12 protein-coding genes are annotated in these 13,164 nt (G+C 42.3%); 4 read left to right on the forward strand and 8 right to left on the reverse strand.

Annotated elements, in window-relative coordinates:
• Positions 1 to 198: 198 nt before the first annotated feature.
• From ACZ1G6_RS15410 to ACZ1G6_RS15440, 7 genes are all read right to left on the reverse strand, one after another.
• Positions 199 to 801, reverse strand: coding sequence for a potassium channel family protein (locus tag ACZ1G6_RS15410; protein ID WP_472617095.1), 603 nt, complete (start codon positions 799 to 801; stop codon positions 199 to 201).
• A gap of 56 nt (positions 802 to 857) precedes the next feature.
• A complete protein-coding gene (locus ACZ1G6_RS15415) occupies positions 858 to 1,523 on the reverse strand; it encodes an efflux RND transporter permease subunit (RefSeq protein ID WP_472617096.1) in 666 nt (221 codons plus the stop codon).
• Between the two features lie 7 nt (positions 1,524 to 1,530).
• A complete protein-coding gene (locus tag ACZ1G6_RS15420) occupies positions 1,531 to 3,936 on the reverse strand; it encodes an efflux RND transporter permease subunit (protein ID WP_472617097.1) in 2,406 nt (801 codons plus the stop codon).
• A gap of 9 nt (positions 3,937 to 3,945) precedes the next feature.
• Positions 3,946 to 5,040, reverse strand: coding sequence for an efflux RND transporter periplasmic adaptor subunit (locus tag ACZ1G6_RS15425; RefSeq protein ID WP_472617098.1), 1,095 nt, complete (start codon positions 5,038 to 5,040; stop codon positions 3,946 to 3,948).
• Between the two features lie 2 nt (positions 5,041 to 5,042).
• Positions 5,043 to 7,367 (reverse strand): TolC family protein, encoded by a 2,325-nt coding sequence (locus tag ACZ1G6_RS15430; RefSeq protein WP_472617099.1) that lies wholly within the window; start codon positions 7,365 to 7,367, stop codon positions 5,043 to 5,045.
• Positions 7,368 to 7,540: 173 nt separating this feature from the next.
• Positions 7,541 to 8,209 carry a LysR substrate-binding domain-containing protein gene (locus ACZ1G6_RS15435; RefSeq protein WP_472617100.1) on the reverse strand — a complete coding sequence of 223 codons (669 nt, stop codon included), beginning with the start codon at positions 8,207 to 8,209 and terminating at the stop codon, positions 7,541 to 7,543.
• A gap of 51 nt (positions 8,210 to 8,260) precedes the next feature.
• Positions 8,261 to 8,452: a helix-turn-helix domain-containing protein gene (locus ACZ1G6_RS15440; protein ID WP_472617101.1), complete on the reverse strand. Its 192-nt coding sequence runs from the start codon at positions 8,450 to 8,452 to the stop codon at positions 8,261 to 8,263.
• Between the two features lie 1,025 nt (positions 8,453 to 9,477).
• Between ACZ1G6_RS15440 and ACZ1G6_RS15445 the strand changes: the two genes are divergently transcribed.
• The 4 genes from ACZ1G6_RS15445 (at position 9,478) to ACZ1G6_RS15460 (ending at position 11,903) form a co-directional block, all read left to right on the forward strand.
• Positions 9,478 to 10,098, forward strand: coding sequence for an MlaC/ttg2D family ABC transporter substrate-binding protein (locus ACZ1G6_RS15445; protein WP_472617102.1), 621 nt, complete (start codon positions 9,478 to 9,480; stop codon positions 10,096 to 10,098).
• Positions 10,099 to 10,132: 34 nt separating this feature from the next.
• Positions 10,133 to 10,507, forward strand: coding sequence for an NAD(P)H-dependent oxidoreductase (locus ACZ1G6_RS15450; protein WP_472617103.1), 375 nt, complete (start codon positions 10,133 to 10,135; stop codon positions 10,505 to 10,507).
• Between the two features lie 177 nt (positions 10,508 to 10,684).
• Positions 10,685 to 10,906, forward strand: coding sequence for a hypothetical protein (locus ACZ1G6_RS15455; protein ID WP_472617104.1), 222 nt, complete (start codon positions 10,685 to 10,687; stop codon positions 10,904 to 10,906).
• Between the two features lie 232 nt (positions 10,907 to 11,138).
• The gene (locus ACZ1G6_RS15460) at positions 11,139 to 11,903 is read left to right on the forward strand and encodes an HXXEE domain-containing protein (RefSeq protein ID WP_472617105.1); all 765 of its coding nucleotides are present in this window, start codon (positions 11,139 to 11,141) and stop codon (positions 11,901 to 11,903) included.
• Positions 11,904 to 12,474: 571 nt separating this feature from the next.
• Here ACZ1G6_RS15460 and ACZ1G6_RS15465 read toward each other — a convergent pair.
• Complete coding sequence (locus ACZ1G6_RS15465) at positions 12,475 to 12,942, reverse strand: phage integrase N-terminal SAM-like domain-containing protein (RefSeq protein WP_472617106.1); 468 nt, start codon at positions 12,940 to 12,942, stop codon at positions 12,475 to 12,477.
• Positions 12,943 to 13,164: the final 222 nt, after the last annotated feature.

Here is a 13,164-nt window from a genome sequence, read left to right on the forward strand (position 1 = left end):
ATTTCAGCAATGTAGTGGCTGTTCCTAACCAAAGTCATAAATAGGAAACAGCTTGTTACACGTCCGCTCTTTCTCTGCTTTTTAGTTGATGGGCGGACTGAAAAAGCTTACGCATAGTGCTAAGCCAAAATCCAGTGCATTTTGGCGTTGGTTCAAATTTCAAAACGTCTACAATCAGATAAACAGTTTAGTTCTGAGCTAATCGTTTTCAGCCGTGTATAAGGCAACAGCACGGGCGACAATTATGGTTAGATACAATTGTCCTATCACTGCTTGCAATGTGCTAATGGATCGAGCAATTGGTGATACAGGTGCAATGTCGCCAAAACCTATGGTCGTAAGTGTCACTAAGCTGTAGTAAGCAAATTCTCCAATTGAGCCATAAATGATGCCGTTTCCTTTATAAGCGCCGGGCGACATGGTTTCGATAAGTCCGTGTATGAACACAAATGACAGTGCGATCAGTAAATAAAAACAAATAGTGCTATTAATCACGTTATTATTAATCCGCTTGGCTTTTATTATTGCTACAAACACTGTTTTAGACACGTAAACGAACAGCAGTGCGCTAATGCTCAGTGCAATTGTTCGTATGATGTCATCGCCACCGGTATAAAGCTGAAAAGCATTCAGTGAAACTACGAGCACGCAAGCAAACGCGCCAATAACGGCGAAGCGTTTTTGGTGAAAAACCGCATAATATGCAGCCAGCAGCACAAAGCTTAACGAAATTTCTAACAATGCGTTTATCTGTCCATCAACTTCAGGGCAGGCGCAACGAATAGGATTAATAGCAAGCACAATAGTAGTGGCATGAATGTATCATTTTTAAGCTTCATGATATCTACGCCAACACATTAGGATGAGAAGTCGACTTTGTACAGCATTTTATAAAGCACAGGCACCATCAATAGGGTTATCACAGTAGCGAACAGTAAACCAAACAGAATGGCAATGGCCATTGGCTCAAACATAGGGCCTCCACCCAACCAAAGCGGGATCATGCCGCCAACCGTAGTCGCAGTAGTTAAGATGATTGGTCTCGCTCTTTGCAAACAAGCGGTCACAATGGCATCTTTTTCAGACAAACCGTTATCATCTATTTCAAGTTTGATCCGGTCTAGCAAAACGATGGCATTGTTAATCACTATGCCGGCTAAAGAAATCAGCCCTAAAAAGGTGAAAAACCCAAATACGGACTGAGTAACTAGCAAGCCGATGGTAACACCAATCAAGCCGAGTGGAATGGTAGCGATAACAATTGCTGAGCGTCTGAGTGAATTAAATTGCAAAATCAGTAGCATGAGAATGGATATACCCGCAAATGGCATGGCGGCGATCACAGAAGCGCCCGCTTTATCTGACTCATCTTTTTCACCGCCTTGGTTGTAAGCGTAGCCAAATGGCCAACTCTGGCTGTATTCATTTAACCAAGGAATAATTTGCGCAGAGACTTCAGTTGCAGTAACCCCTTCAGCGATTTGTACTTGAATATTGACCATTCGTGTGCGGTCTAATCGCATTATTCTACTAAGGCTCCCAAATAAGGTTGATATCAGCTACCTGGCTCAGTGGTACAACGGCTCCAGAACTTTGGCTGAAAATAGTTAAATTTTCTAGCTTGTTGAGATCATTTCTGTCTTTTTCTAGGGTTCTTAGGATTACGGGAATGGTTTCGTCGCCTTCACGATATTCGGTCATTTCCAATCCGGCTAAGCTGGTACTTAGCGATGTTGCTATATCGCTGCTGGAGACACCCGCTCTAAAAGCTCTTGCTTGATCAATCTGTACAATAAACTTTTTCGTTTGTGGACCCCATGCATCTTTAACTGAAGTGACAGCATTTATTTCCCACAGCTTGTTTTTAATTATTGCTACAATCTCAAGTAAAGTTTGATAATCATCTCCAGAGACTTTCAATTCAATTGGATAAGACACTGGAGGACCATTGGCCAGACGTTTTATTTGAATCTTGGCATCTGGCTCATTAGCAAAAAAGTAATCTTCAATTCGACTTTTAACATAACTCAAAGATTCACTATTATTTACATTTAAAATCATACTTGATTCTGATTCGTTGGGATTAATAGGGTTGAACGCTAAAACAAAGCGCGGGCCACCGCTACCAATGTAGGCCGTCCAGTTGGTTAAACCGAGAGACTCTTCATCGTTGGTATCTGCCATTAAATTACGCGCAAAATAGCTCTCCATACGTTCAACTGTGGCAAGGTTCGCTTCTATATCGGTACCAGATGGCAACACTAACTCTAAGGTCAAATGCGAATCTTCAGAGGGAGGAATGAACACTTGTGGTACATAACGCAGTCCATAGATGGACGTAAAGAAACATCCAACAATTATTACAATCACAGCAATAGGGTTACGTAGCGCAGTGAGCAACAAGTCTTTGTATCTTAGGTAAATACCCTGACTAAATTTATCGTTATCACTTTGAACTGTCGGCTTTACTTTGATAAATGGTGTCATCATCGGAATGAAGGTCATCGAAATAATCCAAGACAGTAACAGCGCAATGGTGACTACATAGAAGATTGATCCAGTAAATTCACCAATTTCTGATTCCGCTAGCGCGATAGGCGTAAATGCCGCGGCTGTAGTCAGTGATGAAATCAACAAAGGTGTTTTCATTTCTTTTGCCGCGTTAATGGCCGCAGAAATTGGGTCCTCGCCATTTTCGCGTCTCACGGTAGTGGCTTCGACAACAACAATGGCGTTATCTACTAGCAAGCCTAGCGCAATAATTAAAGCGGCTAACGAGATCTGATCAATACCGATACTAAATTGAGCCATCACCACAAAAGTCGATACCATCACAACAGGGATCAATGAAGCGACCACTAGGCCAGTTCTCAAGCCCAGCGAAACTACCATTACAGCGATAACAATTGATACTGCCTGAATCAAATTTGAAACAAAATCGTTGACGCTTTTGCCAGTAAGCATTGATTGAACGAACATTGGTTCAAGGTTCATGCCCAGCGGTAACGTACTTTCAATTTGTGGAATCAATACTGCGAGGCGTTCACCTAATGTGAGTATGTTACCGCCTTCCTTGAGCGACATGGCAATTGATACGCCAGCTTTACCACTGACCTGCACAAAAGTGGAAACAGGATCTTCGTAGTCTCGATAAACTCGGGCAATGTCACGCAATCGCAACAAATCAGATTTGCCGGGGATCTCGACAATGGTATCTCTGATATTTTCAAGGGAATCAAAGTTGCCGCTAGGCTCTAGTCGAATGCGTTCGCCCTCAACCGTAATATCGCCACCCGAACTTAAAATATTCAGGGCTTGTAAGTTAAGTTGAAGTTGCTCTGGTGTTATCCCTAGTTCGGACAGGCGCGCATTTTGATACTCAATATAAATGACTTCGTCGATTTCACCATATAGCACGACTTTTGCTAGACTCTGCTCTTTCAACAGTGTATCGCGTATGTCGAGCGCCGCATCGCGCAGTTCTTTTGATGAATAATCCGAGCCGGTCAAACTATAGATATGGCCAAAGGTATCGCCGTAGTCATCGTTCACAATAGGGGCTGCTACACCAGCAGGTAAAGACGGGGTTACATCCTCAATTTTTTGACGTAAATCATCAAAGATGGGCTGCATATCCATGTATTCTGAGAAGAAGTTAACCGTAACTACTGAGGTACCGGCTGTAGATGCACTGGTTATTTCGTCCACCTCGGGCATTTCTTGGATTTTTTCCTCAATCGCGTCTGTGACTAAAAGCTCAACGCGTTCAGCCGATGCCCCTTCGAAAAAGGTTGTCACCGTTGCCGTACGAATAATAAAACCGGGGTCTTGTGCTTTTGGGAGCGCAAAGTATGCTGAAATGCCACTTACAACCAATGCAAAAACGGCAATGTAGGTTACGCGATTATTATTAATCGCCCATTCTGTAATACTCATGCTAAATCCTTAGTCTGAGAAGCGAACAATTAGTCCATCTCTGGCATTCGCTAAACCAGCGGCTAGTATTGTCTCACCAACACTGACACCGCTGATGACTTCGATGCCAAAGCTATTTAACTGACCAACAATGACAGCACGTCGAATTAGCTGGCTATTGGTGCTTGTAGGATCCTGATAGACCACATAGACATAAGCGCCATTTTGATCTTTTGAAACAGCTGACGATGGGATGTAAACGATTGAACTGTCAATGTCAGCGTTTTCAAGTATTACTTCGACTTCGGCTGCTAAATTGTTGCGAATACCATTGGGTACTTCATTTAGCGAAAACGTGACAGGAAACGACGCGCTGGCCGAGGTACCAATGCTCACTTCACTGACAACCGCAGAAAAAATTTGCCCCGCCACTGATGAGAATTCAACATTACCTAACATACCGATTTCAAAATTGGCAATGAGGCTTTCTGGTACATCGACAACCACTTCCCATTGTTCACCGCAACTTGCAGTGATCGCAGATTGGCCCGTAGTTATGTTCTCATTAGCTTCAATCAGCACTTCGGCTATCGTACAATCTCTTTCGATGATTAAGCGCGTATAGCCAACATTCAGTTCGGCCAGAAGAACACCTTGAAGTGCTGCATTATAGGAGGCAATAGCAGAATCAGAATCTGCCAATGAAGAATCAAGCTCGTCTTTTGAGGCATTGTCATTAGCATACAGTTGGCGAACGCGTTGATATTCAGCTTCTGCATTGCGCCGCACTGCATTGGCTTGGGTTGCGTCGGCTCTGGCTTGTTCGAGTTCCAAACTGTAGTTATCCGCACTTAGCGTGGCAAGAATTTGTCCGCTCGATACCTGACTACCCACATCGACATTTACTTTGTCAATTGTGCCGTTAACCCGAAAACTCAAGTTCACTTCCTCAGAGGCTTGTGCCGAGCCACTAAACACGCGTTTTCTAGCAGACTCGGATGTTACAACCGTGTAAGTCTTTATCGGGCGAATGGCGGGTTCAGCTGGAACGGGTTGTTCACAGCCAAAGAGTAGTGCCAGAATAATTAAAAAAAATAGTGTGTGCGTTATTTTTGTACTTGTCATAGTTACTTTCCCGTATAATTATCAGAAAATTTCCTGAGGCCATCAAACCATTGGTTTTGTTGCTCGGGCGAGATATAAAAGTCGAAGAATCCGATAGCTCGCTGCAAGCGAATCAGGTCATGCAAGTGGGCGTAGGTTGCGTTAGCTGAAGATAATCGTGACGTTAGCAAGCTACTTTGTGCGTCGATTAAATCTATGTAACTTACTCGACCTCTATCATATTGGTCTTGCACCAATGCTAGCGTTTGTTCTGCAGCCGTAGCTGCATCATTTGCAAACTCTATATTAACTCGGCTAGAGGCAGCAGACAGGACCGCAGAGCGGGTATTGGTCTCTAGCTGGTCGACTGTCAAATCATATTCGTACCTTAATCGCTGCAACCGAATGGATGCACGAGATTGCTCAGCGTTTATTTGGTTACCCTGATATAAAGTCCAAGAAAACTGTAAACCAACACTCCAATCATTGTTGTAGTCAGTGGTAAAGGGGGTTGCGTTGTCATCTACTACACGGTCAACTTGCGCGTTCACGCTGACATCGGGCAAATAGCGTTTGCGATTAGCCGCCAACAATAATCGCTCCTGCGAGGCGATTTCATTTTGTAAACTTACAAGCTCTGGTGAATTGTCTACGGTTTGAGACGTTAAGTAAGCACTTAAGATTTCCACCGTTCTTGGCGACGTGAGGTAGTCAGCGACTCGAGAGTCACCAAACATATTGGGTTCATTTAAGTTAGGTTCACGAGTAACAAGTGGAGCAGCGATCTCACGATGCAAAATTCGGTTAACATTATTTGAGGCTTGTCGAAGCCCAGCTTGTGCCTCAGTTACGGTTTGACGGTTGTTGCCTAGCTCCGTTTCAAAACGCAGTACTTCCGCTCGGTCTGTCGCGCCGATGCTGCGTCTAAATTTGGCGCGTTCCAGATTAGCGATTGTGAGTCTAAGGTTATCGCGTTGAATGGAGAGATCAGTTTTCGCGATAAGCAAATCTAAGTAGGCAAGGGAGGTTTGCTTAATGATATCTAAGCGGGTGGCATCAAAGGTTGCTGATTGCGCCTGTTCCAAGAACTGTTGAGAAGTTAGATTACTGAAACGCTCTTCAGAATAAAGCAATTGGGTTAATCCAAGTCCCAGAGTTGATGTGCGGGTTTGGGTTGTTACTGCCAAGTCACGATCAAGCGCCTGCCAATTTGCATCCGCTGACAGTTGAGGCATTAAATCACTGCGTGCGATCCGTGTATCTTGTCGTGCACTTAATAGATCGGACTCGGCAATCGCAAGTTCAAGATTGCGCTTTAACGACTCATCAACCGCTGCAAATAAGGTAAGCGTTTTACCCTCTAATGAGAATTCATTGATGATATTGGCTTCAATTAATACTTTAAAAGGCAGGGATGCACCTATGTTTCTCGCGGTTTCCATATTGACCGACAATCGGTCAGTGATATTCATGTATACGGGCAGACCTGAAACCTGACCTATCATCTTATCGCGCGCATCAAGCCCGACGCGCCGGGCCAATTTTGGAGGCTCATTAACCAATGATGAACCCATTAAAAACCCCAGTTCCACATAGCTTTCGCCCATCATAGTAAAGCTTGGTATTTGTTTCTGTTTGGCTGTTTCGATGAGTCCTTTCATTTGTTGATCAGATAATTGAAACAAGGGCAAAAAAAATAATGCGTCTACATCATCAGGTAAGTTTGGTAACACATTATTTGACGCAGTAGCATCCACAAAAATAGATTTCGTTTTAAAACCCAAATTCTGGGTGTTTGATTCTACCAATTGAAGTAGGAACGGAAGAGCATCGAATTCCGATTTGTCAGAAACGATACCAATTGTTTTGGCATTAACAGCTTGCTGAAAATTGGAAATTTCAGCATTGAGCCTTATATCGGTCTGCAAGAAGTGAATATTGGAACCGCTACTACTGCCGTTTTCATCAACTGACAGCCCCTGCAACTCAGCGTTGATTATAGTGCTGGCGATACACGCTTTTAGACAGCCTGTGCGCGCCATCGCATCGCTAGCTATCACACCCAAAGCGATAACCAGATCGATGTTCACATCCGCATTAGCTTTGAGAATATGTGCTTTCGCGTTCTGATAGCTCCATTGGCTGTCGAATCGATTCTTTGGCTCAATTTGGAACTGAAGGTCGCGGTCATTATATCCATCAAGTTCACGTTCAAGGTGTGAGATTGTTTCACTACTCCAACGAGATTCACCATCAAAAACAACTGCGACATTGATTGTGTTAGCAGCGCTGAAGCCGCAGAAAAAAACCAGCACAACAATCGAGAAAACTTTTAACATTTGGCTCATTATTTAACCTCGTTGAAGACGCAGTATGTGAATAAAAACGTTTATAATGCTTATCGAGCATCAGACGACCAGTATTGTCATTCAAGGAGTGTACAGCGAAATTGAGAACGGCAAATATGTAAAAAACGCGCATAGGATGAGCATTTTTATGCTTGCAAAACAGCGAAAGTCAATTAGCCAAGTGATGGCATATTGATCAATTTAGCTAACGTTTTACCATGATTTTCAGGGTTTCTTAGATGTTTGAGAAAAGTCTGAATTTTGTGAGTTCGGTGCAAATCACCATGGGTGAGCAACCAAAATTGAATATCCCATTCACTATGTAAAGGCAGCACTTGAATGAGGTCAGGGTCGTCTTCCGCTATTTCCACAATATGAAAGCCAATCCCTTCACCAGCAGAAACAGCTTGCGATAATGTCCGATGGCAGTTGCTCACGAAAATAAACTGTTTTTCATCAACGTGCTTAAGCAGCCATCGGTCAAATGGGACGGGGGATTCTTTGTTAGTATCGCCAACAAATCGGTGTGAATTTAGATCATCCATAGTTTCTGGGATCCCATATTTCGCCGCATAGTTTTTATGTGCATATAGAGTTAAATCTATTTTGCAGAATTTTTGCGCTACCCAATCGGGCATTACATCAGTTTTTCCCGCTCTAATGGCGATATGAGCTTCGCCATAGTCAAGATTCGCGCGCTCTTCTGTCGTAACACATTTAACAACAACGTTGGGATTTTCGATATGAAACGCATTAATCGCAGGTAGTAAAAAAGGTAGAGTAATCTCCATCGACGATATAATTAGCTCACCACTCAAATTGGCGTTTTTACGATTGCTCAAACCGAAAAAGCTTTCGATTTTAGCCTCTGTTTCACTACCTATTTTAAGGATTTACAGGCCAAGTTCGGTAGGACTATAACCTTTCTGGTGACGAACAAAGAGTTTGTCACCAATGGCTGCCTCAAGACCGTCTATATGTCGAAGCACGGTGGCTCGATGAATTTTCAAATATTCGGCGGCTGCGGTAACCGTTCCTAGGCGAGCCAAGTGGTACGCAGTTTTAATTTCTGTCCATTTATCCATTTTTTCTAATTATTACTACTTACTATTTATTGGATTACTACGGAGGCGGTTTACTGAACGATCTTGATCTCTTGGAATCAAAATCGAGAACAGCTATTTTAGAGTATATTAATCCATAGGTGTATAGCGTATACGCGCAGAGGCTGCGCAAATATGTGCTTTCTTAGCTGCTACGGCAGATAATCATTCGAAGAGTACTGATTAAAGCAGATTGTAGTGTGACGTGTTAAAGATATTGTAATTCTGTTTTTTATGATACCTCACGGTCATATTGTGGCCGATAATGTGACGGTAAGAATGCATTGACGCCATCAGAAAGGGTAATCGCTCGCTCTAAATGTATTATTCTGGCAAATTACCCTGAATATGGAATTAAAGTTGAATAGCTCGTTGTACCTGTTGAGCGTTCGAGAATCGAGCTTTCCATTGGCAGTATAAATGCCATTATTATGGCATCATTGCGCACGCAAAAATTCAATGAGACCTTTCTATGACTTGCCAACACAAGCGCTGAACTTAAATTTTACTTAATTTGCAACCCGGTAGTTGTAGACGTGCTGTATGGCGAATCCACAGAGATAATAGGATCTACTTACATGCGACGTGGCTTTGCAGAAAGATACCATTCAGTTAACATAAGACTCGTTGAAAGTGTCAAGATTTCTGAGGATTTAATGATTTAATAAAGACCGGCAGTATAGATTAGGCTATCACGGTTGATGATGGTAAACCAACAATGAAGCAACTAGAAAACGTTAACTATATAGTACTCGAGCATCTCGAATTCTAACATGTCATGCCCCCACATACTTGATTGGTTTAATAAACTCAAAAATCTTTAACTTTTTGAAATTTTACCCTGCGTCTAAGTTAAAGTGCGTAAAAATGCGCAGTAAATGCGCACTATTTCCCATTTACTAAAGCCTGCAAACGCATAAGCTTTATTTGAAGATACGTAAAGTATGTTGGGTCCGCGCACTTGATTATTGCGTTTGCCAAATCAATCCACATGAGAGTGCTGTATTATGCAATCAATTTACAAATTGTTAGGTCCCGTCAGTCGCTTGCTAAAGTTAGTTCTGATAACTACTATTTTTACAATAACTTGGCCAAGCGCCGCGCAACAAGACCCTTATGAATTAATAAACTCAATTGCACAATCTACATTTAAACGAATCGAAAACGAACGTGATGCGTTTAAGGATTCGCCACAACGACTTAATACCATACTAGAAGAAGAATTGATGCCGCATATCAATCATCAGTTTGCCGCATATAAAGTACTAGGTAAGCATTTAAAGTCAGTTCCTAGAGAAAAAGTTAGAGAATTCGTAACTGTGTTTCGGGTCTACTTGGTAAATCGCTATGCGGCAATTTTGTCTAAATACGATGGTCAAGAAACTTTTTTTGAGCCCGTTGTTGTGAATGCCAAACAGAAAGAAGTGGTGATCAATGCGCTAATTAAAGGGCAAGGAGAGCCTGATATTCATTTGGCGTTCAAGATGCGTAAATCTCGCAAAACCGGTGACTGGCAAGTCTACGACATAGTCGCCGAAGGCATTAGTTTAGTCACTAGTAAACGTAATGAATTCGCACCTATTCTTAGGACTCGCGGCATTCAACCAGTCATTGATTCAATGTTATAGGTATAAACGAAAACGGTTTAACTAGGGAGTTCCTATGAGGATATTGACATTTGCGGCAACCAATCACAAACAATCCATTAATGAAAAAATAGTCGCTTATGTTACAAGCATTATTCAGTGTGACTATGATGAAAGTATAGATATCGAGTATGTACAGGTCATTGAGTATGAATTGCCACTATATCGTCAGGATCGAGAAGAAGAGAATGGTATTCCTAGCCTAGCTGTCGAATTTTATAACAAGATTGGCAAGTCAGATGCGGTTATTGCAGCCTTTGCTGAGCACAATGGGCACTACACGGCAGTATACAAGAATCTTTTTGATTGGATGAGCAGAATCAACCAAAAAGTGTATCAAAATAAACCTATGCTAGCGATCGCCGCGTCACTAAGGTCCGAGAGGTGGTAGAGGTGTTTTAAATGCTGTTGCACATACTGCACCGTACTTTGGCATAGATTTACGCGCTGAAGTATCAGTGCCTAATTTTCTTCAACAATATGATTTTAAAACGCAACAAATTAAGGATCCAAGCATTGTACGAAGTTTCAAAGATGGATTGTCTAAACTACTAACGCAGAGAAAATTATGACCTACTCGAGATCAGATAATTTATTATTACGCACCAGCTGCTTATTGTGGGTTGTTTGGGGCCTTGTACATTTAGGAGCGGGCGTCATAACCATATTAAGTGATGCTGGAACAGCCGCCGCAGGTATTGCCGATGCCGTGGATAAGTCTACTCTAATGATGACCTATCCGCCTGCGGTAGACGCGATCTTACATCAGCATGGTTTCAATTTAGCCTGAGGTTGGGTTGGTTACCATTATCGGCGGCGTATTTATCTGGAAACAAAGTACCTCGGCGATTTTCATCTGTGCTTTGGTGGGTGGATTGCTTGATGTTGGCTATTTTGTGTTTATTGATTTGGGTGGATTCAACAACTTTGTACTACAGGCACTGTAATGACAATTATCTCAGCATCCGCAATTATTCTCAGTTTTTACGCTTATTTTAGTAGCCGAAAAGCTAGCTCTTGAAATGAATATGCGATTATCTACTTCATTATTAATCACTTTCTTTGCTCTGCTATGGCTGCCAATCGGGCAGCAATCCTTTCTGGCTCTAAATTGGATGAAGTTGGGTACTTTTATGATGCCTTTGATTCTAATTTACGGTCTTTACTCAACAAAGTTTTCTGAACGGACCTATTTTCACGACATTCATTTTTTAACCGTGTTGCTGTTTTGCGCATATCTAGTTCATCAGTTCGAAGAGCATTGGATAGATATATATGGCCGTATTTACGCGTTACATCCGATACTTAATGACGCGCTTCGCCAACCGTTTAATCTTGCAAATAATGCCGAGCCCATGAGTGAGTATGCGATTTTCATTATCAATACTTCGATGATTTGGTTGTTAGGTTGTTTGGCTATTATTAGAAGTAAAAAGCATACTTTTCCTGCAGTTGCTCTAGCCGGTATTATTTTAGTTAACGCGATTTTGCATACTGTTCAAGCACTCGTCGCCCAGACATACAACAGCGGATTAGCCACCGGCGTGACACTGTTCTTGCCGCTATCACTTTGGTTTTTATGGCAAACATATTTACAGAACAGGGCAAATTGGTTACAAATCCTTACTGGTATCATTTACGGCATACTTGGACACATTGTTCTATTCGCTGGCTTGATAGCAGCTAACATATATAATTTGTTCGATGAAAAATTCTACTTTGTAGGATTAATAGCTTTCGCCCTATTGCCAACGGCTGTTTTTAAGGCTGGTCCTATAAGGCAATAGCATTAAAGCTTATCATCGTTAACTTAATTTGACTGTCTGAGAACACCAAAGCTACCCGCCGCTACTTTAATTTGTACTCCGTAACTAAAGGTAACGGGAATCTGGGCATAACTATAATTGTGAGCGACATAGGTTATTAAATTTTGGCCGATACAAGCAATTGCTATAGGATGATCGGTCGTTAGAGCCCCAGTTCTTGTTGCTAATTGTACGAGTTACTCAAGCGTGTGTATCCAATCATACGTGTGCGCTTCAGTTTCTCCAGATTCCGGCTCATAATCACTAACACTATTTTAGTCAGCACTACTTGCTACGGGATTAGTCAGCGGCCAAGTATTGCATCAAATTTCTTTCTACTGGTCGGGTACCAACCCTGAGGTAGTATACGGACGAAGTAGTGAGAGCACTTCTTCTTGAGAGCAAGCATTGCTCATTTTTATCGCGATGCGCGCGCATAATAGCCTTTTCGCTAGTATTCTGACTTTTTGCAATACTAAAGAGTGTTTTCAGAGCAGCTTTCATGATCGTTTACTACGATTGAGATATTTATGAACAGTCTGTCTATCGACACTCAGCAACTTAGCCAGAGGACGTTCACTGCAACTAATATTTTTGAGACTTTTTGTATTCCCGCACTGTAGGCCACAGAGAAAGCGGTTCGGTATTTCATGTTATTTGCTCCAATCAGCAGTCGCTTCATATCTTGCACACTCAATACATAGGGTAATTTACGCGGCACTGGCACACTGCTCATCTTGCGCATTGCATCAGGGCGATCAAGTGTTTTACAAAATAAGAAATGCAAACCCGAAAGGGTCGAATTGATCGTTGTGGGACTAGCGCCTTGCTGCCCCATAATTATCTGGAATACGCGTAACTCATCGGCCGTAGCATCTTCAGGTGAGCGTTTTAGGTACTCTGCAAGCCTTTTGACGGCTCGAATATAGCCGCTTTGGGTTTTAAGACTGAGCTTTCGTACACGCATATCTTCTATCATTCGTTGGCGAAGAGGGCTAATACGTTTGTTAGATATAGTCATGATCTGACTCCTAAGTAAAGTCAGGGCAAAAGCGCCCTGTACTCAGCCTAGTTGTGGATCATGGAAGGTAAAATTACAGAGGATGGTAAAGCGGCAGTGCTACCGCGGAGCGGTTTAGTCCTTGTTCGCAAACCGGAAGTTGAGAAAACAACATTTATAAGCAAAATGCAGTGGGCATTGACTCTATTGATTACTGTACTCAGTAATTAGCATATTTCACAT

Source organism: Glaciecola sp. HA4-3 (genome assembly GCF_055693685.1).

Bases quoted from the DNA above. Each gene is read 5' to 3' on its own strand.
- ACZ1G6_RS15415 (WP_472617096.1), bottom strand. From the start codon at position 1,523: ATGCGATTAGACCGCACACGAATGGTCAATATTCAAGTACAAATCGCT.
- ACZ1G6_RS15420 (WP_472617097.1), bottom strand. From the start codon at position 3,936: ATGAGTATTACAGAATGGGCGATTAATAATAATCGCGTAACCTACATT.
- ACZ1G6_RS15425 (WP_472617098.1), bottom strand. From the start codon at position 5,040: ATGACAAGTACAAAAATAACGCACACACTATTTTTTTTAATTATTCTG.
- ACZ1G6_RS15430 (WP_472617099.1), bottom strand. From the start codon at position 7,367: ATGAGCCAAATGTTAAAAGTTTTCTCGATTGTTGTGCTGGTTTTTTTC.
- ACZ1G6_RS15440 (WP_472617101.1), bottom strand. From the start codon at position 8,452: ATGGATAAATGGACAGAAATTAAAACTGCGTACCACTTGGCTCGCCTA.
- ACZ1G6_RS15445 (WP_472617102.1), top strand. From the start codon at position 9,478: ATGCAATCAATTTACAAATTGTTAGGTCCCGTCAGTCGCTTGCTAAAG.
- ACZ1G6_RS15450 (WP_472617103.1), top strand. From the start codon at position 10,133: ATGAGGATATTGACATTTGCGGCAACCAATCACAAACAATCCATTAAT.
- ACZ1G6_RS15455 (WP_472617104.1), top strand. From the start codon at position 10,685: ATGACCTACTCGAGATCAGATAATTTATTATTACGCACCAGCTGCTTA.
- ACZ1G6_RS15460 (WP_472617105.1), top strand. From the start codon at position 11,139: ATGAATATGCGATTATCTACTTCATTATTAATCACTTTCTTTGCTCTG.
- ACZ1G6_RS15465 (WP_472617106.1), bottom strand. From the start codon at position 12,942: ATGACTATATCTAACAAACGTATTAGCCCTCTTCGCCAACGAATGATA.